Origin of the sequence: Anaerococcus sp. HMSC068A02 (assembly GCF_001811125.1) — a bacterium.
GTDB lineage: Bacteria > Bacillota > Clostridia > Tissierellales > Peptoniphilaceae > Anaerococcus > Anaerococcus vaginalis_C.
On the sequence record NZ_KV803761.1, the window covers coordinates 29695 to 49656 of the forward strand.

At 29.9% G+C, this 19962-nt stretch carries 18 protein-coding genes; 14 read left to right on the forward strand and 4 right to left on the reverse strand.

Going from position 1 to position 19962, the window contains the following annotated elements; all coding sequences use genetic code 11:
- Positions 1–233: 233 nt before the first annotated feature.
- From HMPREF2782_RS05525 to HMPREF2782_RS05545, 5 genes are all read left to right on the forward strand, one after another.
- The gene (locus tag HMPREF2782_RS05525; protein ID WP_070641416.1) at positions 234–1346 is read left to right on the forward strand and encodes an ABC transporter ATP-binding protein; all 1113 of its coding nucleotides are present in this window, start codon (positions 234–236) and stop codon (positions 1344–1346) included.
- A gap of 271 nt (positions 1347–1617) precedes the next feature.
- A complete protein-coding gene (locus tag HMPREF2782_RS05530) occupies positions 1618–2979 on the forward strand; it encodes an MATE family efflux transporter (RefSeq protein ID WP_070641417.1) in 1362 nt (453 codons plus the stop codon).
- A 337-nt stretch (positions 2980–3316) separates the two neighbouring features.
- The gene (locus tag HMPREF2782_RS05535; protein ID WP_070641418.1) at positions 3317–4036 is read left to right on the forward strand and encodes an ABC transporter ATP-binding protein; all 720 of its coding nucleotides are present in this window, start codon (positions 3317–3319) and stop codon (positions 4034–4036) included.
- Positions 4033–4686, forward strand: coding sequence for an ABC-2 transporter permease (locus tag HMPREF2782_RS05540; protein WP_070641419.1), 654 nt, complete (start codon positions 4033–4035; stop codon positions 4684–4686). Before HMPREF2782_RS05535 ends, HMPREF2782_RS05540 begins: the two co-directional genes overlap by 4 nt.
- A 9-nt stretch (positions 4687–4695) precedes the next feature.
- The gene (locus HMPREF2782_RS05545; protein ID WP_070641420.1) at positions 4696–5124 is read left to right on the forward strand and encodes a helix-turn-helix domain-containing protein; all 429 of its coding nucleotides are present in this window, start codon (positions 4696–4698) and stop codon (positions 5122–5124) included.
- A 681-nt stretch (positions 5125–5805) separates the two neighbouring features.
- On the opposite strand, the gene HMPREF2782_RS05550 is transcribed toward HMPREF2782_RS05545, so the two are convergent.
- Together HMPREF2782_RS05550 and HMPREF2782_RS05555 are read right to left on the reverse strand one after the other, a co-directional pair.
- The gene (locus HMPREF2782_RS05550; RefSeq protein WP_070641422.1) at positions 5806–6459 is read right to left on the reverse strand and encodes an HAD family hydrolase; all 654 of its coding nucleotides are present in this window, start codon (positions 6457–6459) and stop codon (positions 5806–5808) included.
- A 20-nt stretch (positions 6460–6479) separates the two neighbouring features.
- A complete protein-coding gene (locus HMPREF2782_RS05555; RefSeq protein ID WP_070641423.1) occupies positions 6480–7019 on the reverse strand; it encodes a GNAT family N-acetyltransferase in 540 nt (179 codons plus the stop codon).
- Between the two features lie 117 nt (positions 7020–7136).
- Between HMPREF2782_RS05555 and HMPREF2782_RS05560 the strand changes: the two genes are divergently transcribed.
- The gene (locus HMPREF2782_RS05560; protein ID WP_070641424.1) at positions 7137–7670 is read left to right on the forward strand and encodes a chromate transporter; all 534 of its coding nucleotides are present in this window, start codon (positions 7137–7139) and stop codon (positions 7668–7670) included.
- Positions 7663–8223 (forward strand): chromate transporter, encoded by a 561-nt coding sequence (locus tag HMPREF2782_RS05565; protein ID WP_070641425.1) that lies wholly within the window; start codon positions 7663–7665, stop codon positions 8221–8223. The genes HMPREF2782_RS05560 and HMPREF2782_RS05565 overlap by 8 nt, the downstream gene beginning before the upstream one ends.
- 401 nt (positions 8224–8624) lie before the next feature.
- Here HMPREF2782_RS05565 and HMPREF2782_RS05570 read toward each other — a convergent pair whose 3' ends face one another.
- Both HMPREF2782_RS05570 and HMPREF2782_RS05575 read right to left on the reverse strand, forming a co-directional pair.
- The gene (locus HMPREF2782_RS05570; RefSeq protein WP_070641429.1) at positions 8625–11300 is read right to left on the reverse strand and encodes a cation-translocating P-type ATPase; all 2676 of its coding nucleotides are present in this window, start codon (positions 11298–11300) and stop codon (positions 8625–8627) included.
- Positions 11301–11484: 184 nt separating this feature from the next.
- Positions 11485–11988, reverse strand: a complete 504-nt coding sequence (locus HMPREF2782_RS05575; protein ID WP_070641431.1) for an LURP-one-related/scramblase family protein — start codon at positions 11986–11988, stop codon at positions 11485–11487.
- 180 nt (positions 11989–12168) lie between these two features.
- Here HMPREF2782_RS05575 and HMPREF2782_RS05580 point away from each other — a divergent pair, with 180 nt between their 5' ends.
- The 7 genes from HMPREF2782_RS05580 to HMPREF2782_RS05610 all read left to right on the forward strand — a co-directional run bounded on the left by HMPREF2782_RS05580 (position 12169) and on the right by HMPREF2782_RS05610 (position 19888).
- A complete protein-coding gene (locus HMPREF2782_RS05580; RefSeq protein WP_070641433.1) occupies positions 12169–13536 on the forward strand; it encodes a TrkH family potassium uptake protein in 1368 nt (455 codons plus the stop codon).
- Positions 13537–13545: 9 nt separating this feature from the next.
- Entirely contained in the window at positions 13546–14211 is a 666-nt protein-coding gene (locus HMPREF2782_RS05585; protein ID WP_070641435.1) for a potassium channel family protein, read from the forward strand.
- Between the two features lie 388 nt (positions 14212–14599).
- Entirely contained in the window at positions 14600–15286 is a 687-nt protein-coding gene (locus HMPREF2782_RS05590) for a zinc metallopeptidase (protein ID WP_070641437.1), read from the forward strand.
- Between the two features lie 177 nt (positions 15287–15463).
- Complete coding sequence (locus HMPREF2782_RS05595; protein WP_019119017.1) at positions 15464–15928, forward strand: CtsR family transcriptional regulator; 465 nt, start codon at positions 15464–15466, stop codon at positions 15926–15928.
- A 2-nt stretch (positions 15929–15930) separates the two neighbouring features.
- Positions 15931–16512: a transcriptional regulator gene (locus tag HMPREF2782_RS05600; RefSeq protein ID WP_070641439.1), complete on the forward strand. Its 582-nt coding sequence runs from the start codon at positions 15931–15933 to the stop codon at positions 16510–16512.
- Positions 16509–17477 (forward strand): ATP--guanido phosphotransferase, encoded by a 969-nt coding sequence (locus tag HMPREF2782_RS05605; RefSeq protein WP_070641441.1) that lies wholly within the window; start codon positions 16509–16511, stop codon positions 17475–17477. Before HMPREF2782_RS05600 ends, HMPREF2782_RS05605 begins: the two co-directional genes overlap by 4 nt.
- Entirely contained in the window at positions 17477–19888 is a 2412-nt protein-coding gene (locus tag HMPREF2782_RS05610; RefSeq protein ID WP_070641443.1) for an ATP-dependent Clp protease ATP-binding subunit, read from the forward strand. The genes HMPREF2782_RS05605 and HMPREF2782_RS05610 overlap by 1 nt, the downstream gene beginning before the upstream one ends.
- Positions 19889–19962 lie beyond the last annotated feature (74 nt).

The window sequence follows — 19962 nt, forward strand, 5'->3', positions numbered from 1 at the left end:
AGAGCGTAGACAAACCCTCAAGCACGAATATCGAACTCCAAAAATTGTTGATTTCTAAATTTCGAAATTCTAAAATCGCAAACTCACTAACGCTCAAACAGTGCGATTTTTGACGAATTTTAAAATTTGAAATCAAACCAATTTTTTACGTATGATATTCTTAGCATGAGGATTTGTATAATTTATCAACAGTCTGGATTTACCCTGTAAATTTTAATATTAAAGGAGAAAAAATGGCAAATTTAAGTTTAAAAAATATAAATAAAATTTATGACAACGGCTTTCATGCTGTAAAAGATTTTAATATGGAAATAGAGGACAAGGAGTTTATAATTTTTGTAGGACCATCAGGCTGTGGAAAATCTACGACTCTTAGAATGATAGCAGGGCTTGAAGATATAAGCTCTGGAGAGCTAAAAATTGATGGAAAAGTTGTAAACGACGTCCTACCAAAAGATAGAGATATAGCTATGGTTTTCCAAAATTATGCTCTCTATCCACACATGACAGTTTATGATAATATGGCATTTTCATTAAAAATAAATAAGGTGCCAAAAGATGAAATTGACAAAAAAGTAAAAGAAGCAGCAAAGATTTTGGATATAGAAAATCTATTAAAAAGAAAACCAAAACAATTATCAGGTGGACAAAGACAAAGAGTTGCTATGGGACGTGCTATAGTTAGAAATCCAAAAGTATTTTTGATGGATGAGCCATTAAGTAACCTTGATGCAAAACTTAGAGTTCAAATGAGAATAGAAATTTCAAAATTATATCAAAAATTGGGAACAACAATGATCTATGTAACTCACGATCAAACAGAAGCAATGACTCTTGGAACAAGAATAGTTGTAATGAAAGATGGAATTGTTCAACAAATTGATACACCACAAAATCTTTACGATCATCCAAAAAATTTATTTGTTGCAAGTTTTATAGGCTCTCCACAAATTAATTTGATAGATGTTAAAGCGGTAAAAGAAGGCGAAGAAGTATTCGTAGAAAATGATTATTTAAAATTAAAACTTCCAAAAGAAAAAGCAGACATATTAATCGATAAGGATTATATAGGAAAAAAAGTTGTATTTGGAATAAGACCTGAATCAATTTATGACGAAGAAGACTTTTTAGAAAAAGCAAGCGATGGCTCAATAATAAATGCAAAAATTAGAGTATTTGAGCTAATGGGAGCAGAAGTTTATTTGTATTTTGATTTAGGCGAAGATCAAATAACAGCAAGAGTAAATCCATCAACAAAAGCAAAAGTTGGACAAGAAGTAAAATTTGCTTTTGATATGGAAAAAACCTATCTCTTTGATCCAGAAACTTCTCTTATAATAGAATAAAAAATAAAAAACTGGTAAATATTTTTTTAAAACTTCTAATCAAAAGCGATTAGGAGTTTTTTGTTTTAAAATTTTTTAAAAGTTAAAAGAAATATTTTTTAAAAAATTCCAAATTTTAAAAATTTCAAAAAATCTATTTTTGATATTGATAAATATTGACAATTAAATTCGTTTTTTGTAAAATTTAGGAGATTATAGAGATTTAAATAATTATTTTTAATTAGTCTAATAGATTTGATAAAAAATTTTAAAAAATATAAAGGAGATGCCTATGGAGAAAAGAAAAAATATTGATCTTACAAAGGAAAATATTGGAAAATCTTTAATAAAATTATCCATTCCTTTAACTCTTACAGCTTTTGTCCAAATCGCCTATACTTTGGTAGATATTATTTGGATTGGTAGACTTGGCTCTAATGCTGTCGCTGCTGTTGGGGTTTCTTATTTTTTGGCTTGGATTGCTGAGGCTTTGTCTTTGATTGCAAAAATTGGCGGAGGAGTTTATGCGGCTCAAGCCTATGGAAGAAAAGATAAAAAACTTACGTCTTTGATTTTACAAAATGGATATTTGCAAGGAAGCATTACTTCGATAATCTACATAATTTTAATATTTACTTTCAAAACTTATATTATAGATTTTTATAAACTAGGAGCAGAGGTTTCAAATTTTGCAAATGCTTATCTTTCTATAACAGCTTTGGGTTATATATTTGTATTTTTAAATCCGATTTTTTCCCAATCATTTTATTCGATTGGAGAAAGTATTACTCCTTTTAAAATAAATACAATTGGTTTGGTTTTAAACATAGTTCTTGATCCGATTTTTATTTTTGGTCTTGGACCAATTCCTCAATTAGGAATAAGGGGTGCGGCAATAGCGACTGTTACGGGACAAGCAACTGTATTTTTTATATTTTTATTTGTTATGAAAAGAAAAGTTGGAGTAATAAAAGATTCTCTTGAAAATTTTACACTTTCAACAAAGTGGCAAGTGAGAATTTTTAAACTAGGACTTCCAGTTGCTTTTATCAGCGGAATTCACGCTCTAATAACTATGATTTTAAATAAATTAATGGCAAATTTTGGACCAAAACCAGTTGCAGTTTATTCGATAGGAAGTCAGCTCGAATCAATTTCTTGGAAAACAACAGAAGGATGCCAAGTTGTAGTTCAATCATTAATCGCACAAAATTACGGAGCAGGCTTAATGGATAGGGTAAAAAAAGGCGTCAAAGAAAGTCTAAAACTTGTTGGGGCAATTGGAATTATAGCTACAATTATTTTGTTTGCATTTAGAAATTATTTATTTGAAATTTTTGTACCAGGCGATTTGGAAACAATAAATTTGGGCGCAAAATATTTGGCAATTCTTTCAGCAAGCCAACTTATGATGGCATTAGAAATAGGTTCTACAGGAATTTTCCAAGGCTTGTCAGATACAAGAACGCCATCAGCAATTTCTATAATATTTAATGCAGCAAGAATTCCAATATCAATTTTATTAATGCCATATTTTGGTGTTTTGGGAATCTGGCTATCAATGACAATAACATCAATTATAAAAGGACTTCTTTCACTTTTTCTTTTGAAAAAGAAAATGAAAAAGAATTTAAAAGTTATAGATTTTAGATGATTTTTTAAAATAAGAAAAATATTCAAAAAAATAACCACCGTTAGGGGCTCTTAATTAGAGATTTAATTCCTTAAAATTTAATCGGCATGAATGTATCAACTTCTGTGCCGATTTTTAAATGGCAATACATAGAAATGGTATTCGATATTTGGACAGAGAAATCAAATAATGGAGTAAAATATAACAAGAGGATACAATCCTAATTTTATGTTAATAATTGTTCATAGCGATTCTATTGTAGCAACAAATCATAACAACGGAAGTAAATTCCAGTTGGTTGATTCAAAAGCAACTTTTAATTACAATATTCATAAGAATCATACATTTGGAGGAATTTATGAATGTTGTAGAAGTTAGAAATGTTTCAAAGACCTACCCTTCATTTTGCTTAAATAATGTTACTTTTTCGCTTGAGATCAAAAAGATTACTGGTTTTATAGGCAGAAATGGTGCGGGGAAGACCACGACTATTAAGGCGATGCTAAATCTTATCCATCCAAAAAGCGGTGAAATTAAATATTTTGACATACCACTAAATGAGCACGAAACAGAGATTAAACAGAAGATAGGCTACTCCACCGGAAGCGTAAGCTGGTATCCAAGAAATAGAATAAAAGAAATCATCGATGTCAGTAAAACTTTTTATAGCACATGGGATGAAAATGCATATAGAAAATACATGAGGATGTTTTCTTTGGACGAAAACAAGAAGCCAATTGAATTGTCGCAAGGAATGAAAGTAAAGTTTAATCTTCTTCTTGCTCTTTCACATCAGGCAGAAATTTTGATCCTTGACGAACCAACAAGCGGTCTAGATCCATTTTCACGTGACGAGCTTTTGGATCTTTTTATTAATCTGAAAGAGCATGGGGTTACGATTCTATTTTCAACTCATATCACATCCGATTTGGAGAAATGTGCGGATAATATTATCTATATAAAGAAAGGTGAAATCAAGGTTGAATCTAGAAGAGAGGACTTTATTAAAAACTATGGCTTGCCAGGCGAATCCCTTGAAGAAATATTCCTAAGATTAGAGAAGGAGGAAAGATTATGAATGCATTATTAAGAAAAGAAATGCGACTAAGTGCACTAATACTTACCTATTTATTTATTGCATTTGGTCTTATGGCTCTTTTGCCGGGATATCCGATTCTTTGCGGAGTATTTTTTATCACGCTTGGAATTTATCAGAGCTTCCAAAGTGCAAGAGAAGCAAACGATATAGTTTACACCGCTTTATTGCCAGTTGCAAAAAGCGATGTGGTGAAGGGAAAGTTTCAGTTTGTCATTTTTATTGAGCTTTGTGGATTTATCATCATGACAATATGTACTCTTGTTCGCATGACTATTTTTTTCGATTCACAAGTATATAGGGATAATGCATTGATGAATGCTAATCCTTTCTTTTTGGGGACAGTTCTTATTATATTTGGTCTTTTTAACGTTATATTTGTTGGAGGATTTTTTAAGACTGGATATAAAATTGGCAAGCCTTTTATCTTATATATGGTTGTAGCTTTTATAACTATTGGTATTGCAGAAACACTTCATCACATTCCTGGGCTTGAGGCACTAAACGCTTTTGGATTCGATGAGATTATTCTACAGGTTATCCTTTTGCTTTCCGGAATAATCGTATTTTCTTTTATGACATATTTTGCATTTAAGAAAGCTACAATAGATTTTGAAAGAATTGATTTATAGGAGAGTTCTATGCTTAAAGATAATCTAATCATGCTTAGAAAAATAAATGGCTATTCTCAGGAAGAAATAGCAGAAAAAATAGGTATTTCACGTCAAGCCTACGCAAAATGGGAAAGTGGAACAACTACTCCAAACATTGATAAGGCTCTATCTTTGGCTGAATTATATGGGGTTACAATTGATGGGCTAATAAAAACCGAAGAGGTTTCAGACATTGGCATCATACCACCTGCACAGAAGGGAAAGAATATTTGGGGCACAGTCACAATTGGTGATCGAGGACAGATTGTCATTCCAAAAGCAACAAGAGATCATTTTTCTATTAAAACCGGCGACCGAATGATAGTGCTAAGCGATGAAACAGGGATCGCATTAATACCGGCAGAGCTTTTTGAAAATAGAATGCAGGAGATTATGAATAAAATTTCCGATTTTTAATTTCATATTAGTTCATCATTTTTTATATGAATTTTAAGTATACTAATGATATGTAAAGAGGGAAAACAGAAGAGCTTCAAACAGATTAACCTTCAAGATTACTGACCAAGCAGGCTGTGATATTTTAGTTCAGATTATATATACACGTAATATGAAAAGTAGCGCAAATAGAATTAAAGGTATTACTGTTGAAATTTGAAAGAGTCAAATGCTTAATTGCTTATTTATTTCCATGTTTAACTCAATATAAACTTTATTTTTTTTCTTGGCTCAATGTTTCGGCTTCGCAAAAAATCTTAAATTTTTCTTATGATAGTTTTCCGTCTAATACTTTCCAAAATTCATCATGAAGTCTATCAGCACATTTTTTTGCTGTTACTGCAATATCTAAAAAGTTAATGGCTGATCCAACTTTTCCTTTTTTGCTTTCTTAACTCAGTTTTCTGCGTATCTTTTGCAAGCATTAACTTCTGTTTCTAATCTTTCCAAAATTTTTTGTTTCATGCTTAACTCTCCTTTTTTACTATAAACATATTCCCGTACTATAAAAGATAAGTGAAGCCAATTGAAAGCTATCATTCTAAAATTAATCAAATTAAAAAGGTTAAGAACATCTCTCTTAACCTTTTACCTAGCCACCTAAAGACTCTCTAATTCAATGAACCTTTTGGTGGTTTTATTTTATAGATTTTTAATTTTTTCCATATCAATATCTTTGATATTATCAATTACCATGTCTGCTTGTTTTTTTATTTTGTCCCATTCGTTTTTGTTGTATGGGAAATCTTTTATGCCTACGGTTTTTATTCCTAATTTTTTGGCAGATTTTACTGCATAAAGTGCATCGTCGAATAAAACTGCGTCTTTTGCATCAATTTTATAATTATCAAGTGCCTTTTGCCAATATTCCTTGTCGCTTTTTTTGTAAGGAAATTTATCTGGTGTTAGAATGAAATCAAATAAATTTATTATGCCAAGTCTTCTTAGGGCATTTTCTAGATGAATTTTGTCAGTTGATGAACAAATACACATATCATAGCCATCGTTTTTTAATTTTTGTAAAATTTCAACAGCTCCGTCTTTTGCTAACAAATGATTTTTGTAGGCATCTGTTATTGTAGAAGAAAAATAATCTAAAACTTCTTTTTCGCTTTTGTCTGTGCAGACATTTTCTTTTAACCATTTTACTGTATCCAAAAATGATAAGGCTTCAATTTTTCCTTTCTCTTCGGTAGTAAGTTTGTAATCATATTCTTTTAAAAGTTTTGCTATTGGTTCAAGCCAAATGTGCATGGAATCAAGAATCGTTCCATCACAATCAAATAATAATTTCATAAAAACTCCTTAAATTTTACTTATGCAAGTTTTATATTATCTTCAATGTAAGATTTTGGGAAAATTGAAGTTAATAAGTTCATATAATGTTCAAAATTTATAGTTTTATTTAAACTCATTAGCTCAAGATCAACTCCAAACCATGAAATGTTTATGTCAGTTTGCCTAAAGCCTAAATTTTTGTAAAATTTTTTTCTTTTTTGCCTTTGAACAAGGTTACAAGCATTTTCAACGCAAGGTTCAATTTCAATTATTATTGTTTTATTTTCTCTTTCATTCAAAAGTTCTATAGATTTTGAGCCAAGACTTAGTCCCCTATAATCGCTTTTTATGGCAAAATAATCAATCAAAAGTGTATTATCGCTATCTGAATCCAAGGTAATAAACATTCCTACAAATTCATCATCAAGCAAAATTGGAATAATTCTTCCCAAAGAATTTTCGCAAACTTTTATAATTTGGTCTAGAGGTTTTCTTTCAGCTTTTGGGAAAGCTTCTATATATAAATTTTTAATTTCTTCTAAGTGTTCTAAATAAGAATTTGATAAAGTTAAATTCATAAATTTCCTTTCATTTTATCAGTCATATTGAATAATCATACTTCAAAAAAGCTTAAAATCAAGTGATTTAGCCAATCTTACCCGTTGTGCTATAATAAGAAAAAGGAGAAATTTAAAATGAAAATATTATTTGAGCTTTACATAACTTTTTTTAAAATAGGAGCCTTTACCTTTGGAGGAGGCTACGCCATGCTTCCGCTTTTACAAAGAGAATTGGTCGATAAAAGAAAATGGATTACAGAAGAAGAAATTTTAGATTATTACGCAATAGGTCAAACAACTCCAGGAATAATTGCTGTAAATACTTCCACATTTTGTGGGAGAAAAAGAAAAGGAAATCTTGGAGGAATTGTTGCATCACTAGGTTTTATTACTCCATCAATAATAATCATTACAATAATTGCAAATTTTTTAAAAGCATTTTCTCATATAATTTTAATTAAACACGCCTTTGCTGGAATTAGAATTGCAGTTTCAGCTCTAGTTTTAAATACTGTAATAAATATGGTCAAAAAAACTGCTGATACAAAAATAAAAATTTTAATTTTTTTATTAACTTTTATTGCGATAGGAATTTTTTCTATTTCGCCAATTATTATAGTGATTTCTTGCGGAATTTTTGGAATTATTTTTGGAGGCAAATATGCTTAGGTTGATGTGGGAATTTTTCAAAACTGGACTTTTTGCAATCGGAGGAGGAATGGCAACTTTTCCATTTTTGCAAAAAATGGCAGAAAATTACGATTGGTTTACAAGCGAAGAATTATTAGATATGATTGCCGTTTCAGAATCAACGCCCGGAGCAATAGGAATAAATGTTGCAAGCTTTGCAGGATATAGGGCCTACGGGATTTTTGGAGCAATCCTTGCAAGCATTTCTTTGATAGCGCCTGCAATAATTATAATTTTAATAATAGCAAAATCTTTGGATAAATTTAAAACATCTCTTACAGTAAAAAATGCTTTTGAATACATAAGACCATCAACAGCAGGACTTATTTTGGGTGCTATGCTAAATGTAATGATAATTTCCTTATTTAATGTAAAATTATATGAAAAAACAGGGGATTTTCTAGATTTATTTCAAATAATCCAACTTGTTTTGTTCCTAGGATTTTTATTTTTATTAAGAAAATACAAAAAAATCCATCCACTATTAATAATAGGGATGGGCGCACTTTTTGGAATTATTTTTAAATTGTAAAATTTTTAAAAAGATAAGATAATTTGATATAATTATGGTGTTATCACATCCAATCTGATAACAGAATGGAGGTGCTTACATGAAAGATATATGTTCCTTTATAATTGGCATTCTGACAAATATAATTGGTCATTTTATTTGTAAATGGTTAGATGCCGATGACAAATGTGATAACTAGCCAAATAAAAAAGCAGGAGTTGCCGCTCCTGCTTTTTTAGTCTTACAATGAACTATATGTTCCTTTAGTCATTTTCATTATACTAAAATATAAGAAAAAAGCAAGAGTTGGCGCTCCTGCTTCTTTGTGATTATCATTATGTTGTCATAACTTTTTGTCAATTACATTATACTAATTAATCAAAAAAAAGCAAGAATTAAAATTCTTGCTTTATAAAATTATTTTATTTTTTTCTCACGCTAATTTTGTGAACTTCTCCTAAAATTAATGGAATAAAGGCAAGTGCTAAAATTATTATCCATTGCCAGGTTATTAATTCTAATTCAAATAGAAATCTAAGTGGTCCTACGTACATTACTATTAAAAGTAGGGCAAATGATAGGATGTTTGCTTTTATTAATTGTTTGTTTGAACCAATTCCTAATTCTTTTAAAGTATATTTTGTACTTCTTACAGAAAATGCTCTCAAAAGCTCGCTTGTGATTAAGGTTGCAAAAACCATTGTGTGAGCTCCTTCAATATTTCCTGGGAAGATTAATTTTAATCCTATTATATAAGACATTAAAACTGAAAATGTAATTGCTAGTGATTGGACAATTAGTGAATTTCTCAAATCTCCAGAAATTATTGATTCTTTTGGATCTCTTGGTTCTCTTTGCATTATATCTTTTTCTCCTGGTTCAACTCCAAGAGCAAGGGCTGGGAAAGCATCTGTTACTAGGTTTAACCAGAGTAATTGGATTGGTGTTAGTGGAGAAGGTAGGCCAAATAAAATTGACAAAAATACAATCAAAACTTCTGCGATGTTACATGAAAGTAAGAATGAAACAAATTTTCTAATATTTGCAAAAATTATTCTTCCTTCTTCAACTGCATTTACAATTGTTGCAAAATTATCGTCAACCAAAATCATATTTGCAGTATCTTTTGCAACGTCAGTTCCTGTAATTCCCATAGAAATTCCTATGTCAGCATTTTTGATTGCTGGAGCATCGTTTACTCCGTCTCCTGTCATGGCAACTATTTCGCCGTTTTCTTGAAGGGCGTTTACAAGTTGCACTTTATTTTGTGGAGATACTCTTGCAAAAACTCTTTTTTCTTTGGCAATTTTTCTAATTTCATCATCTGTCATATTATTTAATTCTTTTCCTTCAATTGCTTGGTCTTTGGAATCTGCAATTCCCAAATCTCTTGCTATGGCGAAGGCTGTTTCTAAATAATCTCCAGTAATCATTAAAACATCAATTCCTGATGAGTGGCACTCTGCTACAGCTTTTTTTGCTTCTGGTCTTGGTGGATCTATCATTCCAGTAAGACCTACAAATACCATTTCTTTTTCTATATTTTCGCTTGTCAAATCTTCATTTTTTATTGAATCAAATTCCCTAAAGGCATAAGCCATTACACGAAGAGCTTGTTTGGCAAGATTTTTATTTTCATCCATTGCCTTTTTCTTTAAATCTTGTGTGAAATCTACAATTTCTCCATTTAATAAAATTTTTGAAGAATTTGAAATTATTATATCAGGAGCGCCTTTTGTCATTGCCTTATAATTTTCTTCGACGTTGTGGAAGGTTGTCATCATTTTTCTGTCAGAATCAAAAGGAATTTCTTCAATTCTTGGATGTTTTTTTTCTAAATCTTCTTGAACTATTCCCCATTTTTCAGAAAATGTAAGCATAGCGCCTTCTGTTGGATCTCCAATAATTTTATATTGCTTATCTTCCAAAACCAAATCAGCATCATTACATAAAGTCGAAATTTTCATTAGAAGTTTTATATTTTCTTCATCTTCTATTTTTTCATCGTCAAGTTTTATGTGGCCTTTTGGTTCGTATCCACTTCCTTCAACTTCATATTCTTTTTCATTTGTCCAAATTTTTGTAATGGTCATCTCGTTTTGAGTCAAAGTTCCAGTTTTATCTGAACAAATTGCTGTTGTAGCTCCAAGAGTTTCTACAGAAACTAGAGATTTTACAATGGCTTTTCTTTCTGCCATTCTGTTCATGCCTATTGACAAAACAATTGTTACAACCGCAGTAAGTCCTTCAGGAATTGCTGCAACTGCAAGAGAAACTGCAACCATTAAATTATCTAAAAGCGAATCGCCAGTTCTAAAATATCCAACAACAAATACAATTATACAAACAACAACTACAAGAATTGCCAAAAGTTTTGATAATTTATTTAATTGTCTTTGTAATGGCGTATCCTTATCTTCAACTTGATGAAGGCTTGATGCGATTTTTCCCATTTCTGTGTCAGAACCAGTTTGAGTAACAATTCCTCTTGCGTGTCCGTAAGTTACAATTGTTGATGAGAAAGCAAAGTTTTCCCTATCGCCAATTCCTACTTCGCTGTCATAAACAGCCTCAGAATTTTTTTCTGTTGCAACAGATTCTCCAGTAAGAGAAGACTCGTCGATTTTTAAATTTGATGATTCTAATAAACGCATATCAGCTGGAACAATATCGCCAGTTTCAATTACAACTACATCGCCTACAACCAATTCTTCTGCTTTTACTTTTATTTTTTTGCCATCACGAATTACGCTTGCTTCGGGTGATGACATTTTTTGCAAGGCCTCAACAGAATCTTCAGCTTTTCCTTCTTGAATAATTGACATAATTGCATTGATAATAACGATAGCAATAATTATAAAACATTCAACTTTATCGCCTGTAAAAGCTGATACGATTGATGCAACTATCAATAAAATTACCATAGGATCAATAATTTGTTCGGCGATTTTTTTGCCAAGAGATTTTTTCTTCTTGGATTCAATTTTATTTGGGCCATTTTCTTCAAGACGTTTTGCTGCAAGTTCGCTTGATAAGCCTCTTGCGCTATCTGAGTCAAGTTTTTTTACAATTTCATTTTTTTGACCTAAATAGTCCATTCCTACCTCCTTAAATTTTTTTATTCTAATTTTTCTTTACAAAAAGAAAAGACTTCTGGCAAATCGCCAAAAGTCTTGCTACCAGATGGTTTATTCAACCGGGTTAAACCGTAATGACGATTGAATAATTAAGCTACTCCCTCTTGTTGATATAATTATATGTTAAATATTTTAAAAATCAATTTTAATTTGAAGAGCTAGCAGCAGCCGCATCGTCTCTATTTTTCATTTCATTAATGCAAAGACAAAGAGCAATCAAAACTAAAGTAAAATTTTCGTCATAAACCGTAAGCTCATATTGGTCGCTAAAAGCAAAAAATTTCTTATTCATATCAGCAATCAAATTATTTTGGTAATAAACTTCAAAATCATGGTCCATAAAAGATCCCTTTAAATTTAATTCTTTTCCATCATAAAAAGCATCGACTTTCCTTTTTAAAAAAGATAATTTTTGATTTATTTCCATACGACTTCCATCACAAAAATCAACATAATAAGTTTGAAGAAAAGAAAGAATTTTTTTGGAAATATTAAATAAAATATTTCCATTCATATCTTTTAATTTCGCCTCATAACCTACAAATTTAAAATCTTGGTCAAAAAAGAAAACTTCCTTTCCATTTTCATCTAAAACCGGATACTTATCTGTAATTTTAAAAAATTTTTCCTTAAAATAATATTTTTTCATAAAAAACTCCAATCTGCTTTTTTAATTTATACCCTCAAAAATATAATAAAACAAAAAAATAAATTATTTGTAAAGTTTTTTGTCTTTGTGTTGACATTTATAATCTAGGGTATAAAATTAGATGAGATATGCCTTTGAATTAGGCTTTAAATTTTATTAGTTTTTATTTAAGGAAAGAAAATGAGAAATATTAGTAAAAATAAACAAAATTTTTTGGAAAAATTATCAGATAAAATTACATCAAATCCACCCTTGTATTTAACTTTGGGTTTTGCGATTTTGATTATTATTGGAGGATGTATTTTATCTTTGCCGATTTTTACAAGAAGTGGCAAGGCTACAAATTTAGTTGATTCAATTTTTGTTGCCTCATCTGCATCTTGCGTTACAGGACTTACAACTGTAAATACGGCTGAACATTGGAATACCTACGGTCATATTTTAATTTTGATTTTAATTCAAATAGGAGGACTTGGTGTAATGACTTTGGCTACACTTTTTCCCTTACTTTTAAGAAAAAAAATAGGATTAAAGTCAAGACAAATTTTAAAAGAACAATTAAATATTGATACCCTTCAAGGAATTATGAAATTATTCAAATATGTTTTGGTTTTTACATTTTTGGTGGAATTTTTGGGAGCATTTTTGTTATCCCTTCGCTTTGTGCCAATTTTTGGAATGGCAAAGGGCTTGTGGTATTCTATTTTCCATTCGGTTTCTGCCTTTTGTAATGCAGGCTTTGACCTTTTGGGGGATTCAATTTATCCATACAGAAATGATAATTTAATAAATATAACTCTTATGAGTTTGGTCGTAATCGGTGGACTTGGTTTTATGGTTACAGCAGAAATTTTTAGAAAAAAATCTTTCGAAAAATTATCAACTCACGCCAAATTAGTTTTGATAATAAGTGCAAGTCTTATTGTTATAGGAACACTTGCTTTTTATTTAATCGAAAGCCAAGCTGGTGGAGTTTTGTACAAAGAAGGATTTAAAAATTCCATAATGCAATCAGCTTTTCAATCAGTTTCTGCAAGAACTGCGGGATTTTATTCTGTAAAATTAAATCAAATGCACGATACAAGTGTTTTGCTTTTGATAATTTTGATGGTAATAGGTGGCTCTCCAGGATCAACTGCTGGTGGGTTAAAAACAACAACTTTTGGAGTTTTGATTTTATCAACAATTTCAATTTTTAAACAAGAAGATGAAGTTACTATTTTTAAAAAACATATAGAACCAAAAATCATTAGGAAGGCACTTGCGATTATAATGGTTTATTTGGGACTTATATTTATAGTTATTTTTATTTTGTCATTGAGCGAAAATTTTAAAGTAATTGATATTTCTTACGAAGTTTCATCAGCCTTTGCAACAGTTGGGGCAAGTAGAGGAATCACAGGGGACTTGTCAACACTTGGAAAAATTTTAATAACAATAAGTATGTATCTAGGAAGAATTGGTCCAATGACTATGGCTTATTCAATAGGATTAAAATCAAAGACAAAATATATAAGATTTCCAGAAGCAAATATTAGTATAGGTTAGGAGAAAAAAATGATAAAAAGTGTAATAGTTTTAGGAATCGGAAGATTTGGAGAAAGAGTTGCGACAAAACTTTTTGAAGATGGTTTGGAGGTTATGGCGGTTGATAAGAATTATGATTTAGTTCAAAATATTTCAGGAAAAGTAACAAGCGCCGTTCAATGCGATATTTCAAATGACAAAGCACTAGAAGAATTAGGAATGGGAAATTTTGATGTGGCAGTAATAGCGACAGGAGAAAGTCTTGAGGCATCAATGGCTGCAACTTTATTTGCCAAAGACCATAATGTAGAAAAAATTATAGCCAAAGCAACATCAACAAATCACGCAAGAATTTTGAAAAAAATTGGAGCAGATCAAATAATTTTTCCAGAAATTGATATGGGAGAAAAACTTGCAAGAAGCATAGCAGGATCAAATCTTCTACAATTTTTCCATTTTTCAGACGATTATTCTATGATAGAATTAAAAGCCTACGATGAGCTTGTAGGAAGATCTCTAAAAGAAATAGATTTTAGAAAAAAGTATAAAATGATGGTAATAGCTTATAAAAGAGATGGAGAATTAATAATAAATCCAGAAGCAAATTGGAAAATCGAAAAAGATGATACTTTGGTATTATTAGGAGATAGTGATCATGCAGATAAGCTCCAAAAAGAAGTTGACAGATATAAATAAAAATCAAGATAGGAAAACGAAAATTCATCTTATAAATGTTGAAAACAAAAGGATGTAAAAATTCGTGAAAAAAGTTTGCATTTTTTAAAAATCATGCTATAATAATATTAGCTAGTAAATAGCTAGGTTTTTCATTATTAATTCCTTATAGTTTTCCCTATAGAAAACTAGGACTAACTTATTCTTTTCTATATTATAAAAAGGCCCAAAGGGGTCTTTTTATTTTGGAAATATTTTCAAAGATTTTATTTTATTTTTTGCATATTTTAATCAAGAGCTATCTTTATTATATTTATATTTTAAAATTCTAATTTCCTTGTGTTTTATTTTTTTACAATTGAAATAAAAAATCCCTGTAGTATATTGAAAAAAATAAAAGGAGAAAATTATGTTTTATTTCGACAGAACTTATGTTTTAGTTTTGATTGGACTTCTTATTAGTAGTCTGGCTCAAGCTAATATTCAAAGAAAATTTGATAAGTACAAAAAAATAAAAACTCAAAAATCTATAACAGGTTTTGATGCTGCTAGATATATTTTGTCTACAAATTCTTATAATGATATTTCCATTAAAAAGGTTAGGGGATCCTTGTCTGATTATTTTAATCCTGTCAACAAGGAAATTGCCTTATCAGAAACTTCTATGACTGACACTTCAATTGCATCTCTTGCAGTTGCAGCTCATGAGTGCGGTCACGTTATCCAATATAAAAAAGGTTATATTCCTTTAAAAATAAAATCTTATATAGTTCCAGCAGTAAATCTTGGATCAAAATTATCTTTTCCTATGATTTTGTTGGGAATTTTTCTTTCTATGGGAAAATTAATTAGCATTGGAATATTTTTATTTTCTTTTGTTTTAATTTTTCAAATTATTACTCTTCCTGTAGAATTTGATGCATCAAGAAGGGCTTTGAAAGTTTTGGATGAATCTGGTATGCTTGTTGGTGTTGAAAATGATTATGCAAAAGATATGCTAAAAGCTGCAGCTTTAACTTATGTGGCGGCTACAATTTCTACTGCCTTACAATTTTTAAGACTTTGGATTTTGTTTGGCAATAGGCGAGATGATTAAAAAAATTAACAAGGCTAAAATATTTTAAAATATTTGGCCTTGTTTTTTTATGTTTTTATTGCATATCAATATTCTTGAATCTCTACTATTTTAGTGTACAATAAGAATAAGATTCGAATTGAATCTTTATTTATTATTTGAAAGGTCAGAGAAAGTCAAAGAAATCGAGGTAAATCTATGGCAGGACTAACGTCTGATATAGAAAAATTCTTGAAAGCTCTTTTGGAAGATACTCAAGATGGTTTTGTAGAAATTGGAAGAAATGATTTGGCAACAAGATTTGAGTGCTCTCCAAGTCAAATTAATTATGTGCTTTCTACAAGATTTACTCCATACAATGGATATTTAATTGAAAGCAAAAGAGGCGGCAACGGCTTTATAAGAATTATTACTATAGTTGAAGATGAAGATGATTATATAAAATATATTATTAAAAATTTAGATAAAGAATTAACTGAGGAAAGGGCAAAAAGTTTTTTTACAGAACTTTTTAACAAGGGATATATGAACGAAAATGAATTGGGAATTGCAGTCTATGCTATCCTTGACAAGTCCCTTATGAATGTAGAAAAAAATAAGAGAAATTTAGTAAGGCATGATATAGTAAAAAATATTTTACTGAGCTTTCTAATAAGGAGTTAATTATGAAGTGTGACAGATGCGACAACGAAGCAAATGTAACTGTAAAAGCAATTATAAATGGCATAGAACATGATTTCCACTTGTGCAATGATTGTATGGAAAAATTATCCAAAGGCGAAGGAAATTTTCTTTTTGATGGAAATGAAAAAGATATTGATATAAATAATTTTGATTGGAAGAGTTTGGTTGATAAATTTATTCCAAGCCTTGACCAAATTATCGATTCTTATTATGATTACAAAATTTCCAAAAATAATTTTTCTTATGATTATTTTTCATCATTAAAAGAAGAAACTTGTCCAAAGTGTGGAAATTCTTTGACAAATATAAAAAGTGGAGTTTTTGGATGTCCTTATTGCTATGAAATCGACAAAAAACTTACGGTAGAAATTTTGAAGGCTGTAAATAATTTGAAAAAATATGACGGAAAGTTTCCGAAAAAACACAGAGATTTCAGAGAAGTGGCAATAAAAATTAAAAATTTGCAAGAACAGTTGCAAAAATCAGTTGAGATTGAAGATTTTGAAAAGGCTCAAGATCTTAAAGAAAAAATAGATGAATTGAATATGAAGGTGAGAAATTGATAGATTATTATAAGGACATAATACTTGAAAACAACTTATCTTTGAAAAGAAATATTGAAGGATATAATTTTCCCATAAGTCTTTCGGAAAAAGATTCTCTAGAAATTATTGAAAAATTTAGGGAAATTTATGGGGATGAATTGATACTTTTAGATGAGATAGATGAAAATACTTTAAATAAACTTATTAATGCAGGAATAATTACAGAAGATTCAAAAAATAAAGAAGCTGTGATTGGTTTTGTTTTTGAGGATGATTATATTCTTGTTATAAATGATAAAGACCATATTTCTATAAATATTTCAAATTTTGGAGAAGAAATTAAACTTGCTTATGAAAGGGCGATGGAAATTGAAGAAGATTTGGATAAAAAATTTGATTTTTCCTTTTCTCCTCAATATGGATATTTGACAAGTTTTGGTAGAGATTGTGGCAATGGAATTGAAATAAGGTTCAAATTATTTTTGTTTGGACTTTTGGATAATACCCAAGCATATCTAACTTTAAAATCAAGTCTTGCTCATGATGGAATTTATATTACAAGATTTGTTCCAGAATATTTTAAATCCTATGACGATGATATTTATATTTTGAAAAATTTCGGAAATTATAGGGAGAAAATGGACGAATATTTGGAAAATTTTGAAAATATTTTAGATACAGTCGTTAGAAATGAGAGAAGATTTAGGAGAGATTTTCAATCTTTAAATGGATTAAATGATGAAGATATAAAAGATTCTATAAAAATTTTGGAAGATAATTTGGAAAGCAAAAATTTAAAGACAATGACTGCTATGATAAATTGTCTTTATGATTTAAAAAAATATAATATTTTGGGTTTTAAAACAAAATTATCAAATCAAGAAATTGAGTATTTGATTTTCAATATTACAAAGGATAAGTACAAGGGCAACCGTGACAATGAAAGAAATGAATTTTTAAATTCGTACATGGAGGCTAGATAATGGAAAACAACAAATTAAATAGGCTAACAGGTCAGGCTAGAAGGGAATCTTATTCTCTTAGCCACGATTATATAGGAGTTGAACATTTGCTTTTGGCTCTTATGAAAACAGGTTCTCTTGCGACAAAGGCTTTGGAAGAAGCTGGTGCAAATTACGAACTTTTAAGGTCAATTGTAATAAATAATATTGGCAAGGGCTCTGCGATAAGACCTGCAAAGGAATATTCTAATAAGGTAAGACAAATTTTTGATAGGGCAAGACTTTTTGCCCAAAAAAGAAAAAAAGTTTCTGCAAGCGAAGAAGATGTCCTTCTTGCAATTTTAAATGACGATGATTCATTTACAAATTTAATGTTTATGTTGTCAGGTCTTGATAAAAAAATTATCAGAGACAATTTGATTCGTTTGCAAAAAGAAGAAAAATCTTCTAATACATCTAACAATTTGAGTGAAAATTTAAAAAAATTTGCCAAAAATTTAAACGAAATGGCAGAGGTTGGAAAAATTGATCCAGTTATTGGAAGGGAAGATGAAGTTGAAAGAGTTATTCAAATTCTTTTAAGAAGAACAAAAAACAATCCGATTTTGATTGGAGATCCAGGAGTTGGAAAAACTGCCATAATCGAAGGACTTGCCCAAAGAATTGTTGATGGAAAAGTTCCTTTTGTTATGAAAGAAAAAACTATTGTTTCTCTTGATCTTGCAAGCATGATTGCAGGAACAAAATATCGTGGAGATTTTGAAGATAGACTTAAAAAATTATTTGGAGAACTTGAACAAAGAGAAGATGTAGTTTTATTTATTGACGAATTCCACATGGTTTTGGGAGCTGGCGCAAGTGAAGGCTCTATGGATGCGGCAAATATTTTAAAACCAATTCTTGCCAAAGGCGATATTCAAATTATTGGTGCGACAACAATTGATGAATATAGAAAGCACGTAGAAAAAGACCAAGCTTTAACTAGAAGAATGCAACCAGTCCATGTTGAAGAGCCGAATAAAGATGACACGATAAAAATAATTGAAGGATTAAAAGATAAATACGAAGACCACCACAAGGTAGAAATTACAGATGAGGCTATAAAAGCTGCAGTAGATTTATCACAAAGATATATTCAAGATAGATTTTTGCCGGATAAGGCTATTGATGTAATTGATGAGGCTTGTTCAAAAGAAAGAATTAAAAATTATAAGGAAAATAAAAATCAAGTTTCAAAAAAAGAAATTTTAGATAAGCTCATTGAAGAAAAAAATATGGCTATAAATGAGCAAAATTTTGAAAAAGCCGCAAGCCTAAGAGATCAAATAAATGAAACTCGCGAAAAACTTGAAAAAGAAAAAGAAGAAAAGAAAACAGATTTAAAAATTTCTTTTGATGAAGTTGCAAAAATTGTTTCATCTTGGTCAAAAGTTCCAATAACAAAATTGACAGAAGATGAAAAACAAAGATATATGGATCTTGATATTGACCTTAAAAAAGAAGTTATAGGTCAAGATAAGGCGATTGATAAAATTTCTCATGCTATAAAAAGAGCAAGAGTTGGCTTAAAAGATCCAAAAAAACCAATAGGTTCATTTATTTTTGTAGGGCCAACAGGAGTTGGAAAAACATATCTTGCAAAATCTTTGGCAAAAAATTTATTTGGAGATATGGATAATCTAATCAGGATGGACATGAGTGAATATATGGAAAAATTCGCCGTGTCAAGACTTGTTGGATCTCCTCCAGGATATGTTGGTTACGAAGAAGGCGGTCAACTTACAGAAGCCGTAAGAAAACATCCATATTCTGTAATTTTATTTGACGAAATTGAAAAAGCCCACCCAGATATTTTCAATTTACTTTTACAAATTCTTGATGACGGACGTTTGACAGATGGTCAAGGAAGAACTGTAGATTTTAAAAATACAATAATAATTATGACCAGTAACGTTGGAGTTTCTTCTTTAAATCAAAATCCAAAAATCGGTTTTGGAACTGGAGATGTGGAAAAAGAAATTGACGATTCAAATAAGGAAATAATAAATAAGGCAATAAAAAACGCCTTTGCTCCAGAATTTTTAAACAGACTTGATGATATAATAATGTTCAACTCACTTGATAAGAACGCCATCAAAGAAATTACAAAAATTTTACTTGATGAAACAAAAGAAAGACTTAAAAATCTTGGAATAGAAATAAATTACAACAAGAGAGTTGTAGATTTACTATCAGAAGGCGGATTTTCAAAAGAATACGGAGCAAGACCACTTGAACGTCATATCACAAATAAAATCGATAACCAATTGGCAGAAGAAATATTGGAAGGAAAATTATCAAAAGATATGAAAATTAACCTTACAGTAAAAGAAGGAAAAATAAATTTTGCCAACAAAAAAGAAAAAATAAAAGAAGAAATACCTATTTCTTAAAAAATATAAATAAGCTGCTGTAAAAATTTTACAGCAGTTTTTTAATGGAACAAAAAACACATAGAAAAATTTCT

Coding starts and splice junctions, on each gene's coding strand:
- HMPREF2782_RS05525 (WP_070641416.1), top strand. CDS start 234: ATGGCAAATTTAAGTTTAAAAAATATAAATAAAATTTATGACAACGGC.
- HMPREF2782_RS05530 (WP_070641417.1), top strand. CDS start 1,618: ATGGAGAAAAGAAAAAATATTGATCTTACAAAGGAAAATATTGGAAAA.
- HMPREF2782_RS05535 (WP_070641418.1), top strand. CDS start 3,317: ATGAATGTTGTAGAAGTTAGAAATGTTTCAAAGACCTACCCTTCATTT.
- HMPREF2782_RS05540 (WP_070641419.1), top strand. CDS start 4,033: ATGAATGCATTATTAAGAAAAGAAATGCGACTAAGTGCACTAATACTT.
- HMPREF2782_RS05545 (WP_070641420.1), top strand. CDS start 4,696: ATGCTTAAAGATAATCTAATCATGCTTAGAAAAATAAATGGCTATTCT.
- HMPREF2782_RS05550 (WP_070641422.1), bottom strand. CDS start 6,459: ATGAAATTATTATTTGATTGTGATGGAACGATTCTTGATTCCATGCAC.
- HMPREF2782_RS05555 (WP_070641423.1), bottom strand. CDS start 7,019: ATGAATTTAACTTTATCAAATTCTTATTTAGAACACTTAGAAGAAATT.
- HMPREF2782_RS05560 (WP_070641424.1), top strand. CDS start 7,137: ATGAAAATATTATTTGAGCTTTACATAACTTTTTTTAAAATAGGAGCC.
- HMPREF2782_RS05565 (WP_070641425.1), top strand. CDS start 7,663: ATGCTTAGGTTGATGTGGGAATTTTTCAAAACTGGACTTTTTGCAATC.
- HMPREF2782_RS05570 (WP_070641429.1), bottom strand. CDS start 11,300: ATGGACTATTTAGGTCAAAAAAATGAAATTGTAAAAAAACTTGACTCA.
- HMPREF2782_RS05575 (WP_070641431.1), bottom strand. CDS start 11,988: ATGAAAAAATATTATTTTAAGGAAAAATTTTTTAAAATTACAGATAAG.
- HMPREF2782_RS05580 (WP_070641433.1), top strand. CDS start 12,169: ATGAGAAATATTAGTAAAAATAAACAAAATTTTTTGGAAAAATTATCA.
- HMPREF2782_RS05585 (WP_070641435.1), top strand. CDS start 13,546: ATGATAAAAAGTGTAATAGTTTTAGGAATCGGAAGATTTGGAGAAAGA.
- HMPREF2782_RS05590 (WP_070641437.1), top strand. CDS start 14,600: ATGTTTTATTTCGACAGAACTTATGTTTTAGTTTTGATTGGACTTCTT.
- HMPREF2782_RS05595 (WP_019119017.1), top strand. CDS start 15,464: ATGGCAGGACTAACGTCTGATATAGAAAAATTCTTGAAAGCTCTTTTG.
- HMPREF2782_RS05600 (WP_070641439.1), top strand. CDS start 15,931: ATGAAGTGTGACAGATGCGACAACGAAGCAAATGTAACTGTAAAAGCA.
- HMPREF2782_RS05610 (WP_070641443.1), top strand. CDS start 17,477: ATGGAAAACAACAAATTAAATAGGCTAACAGGTCAGGCTAGAAGGGAA.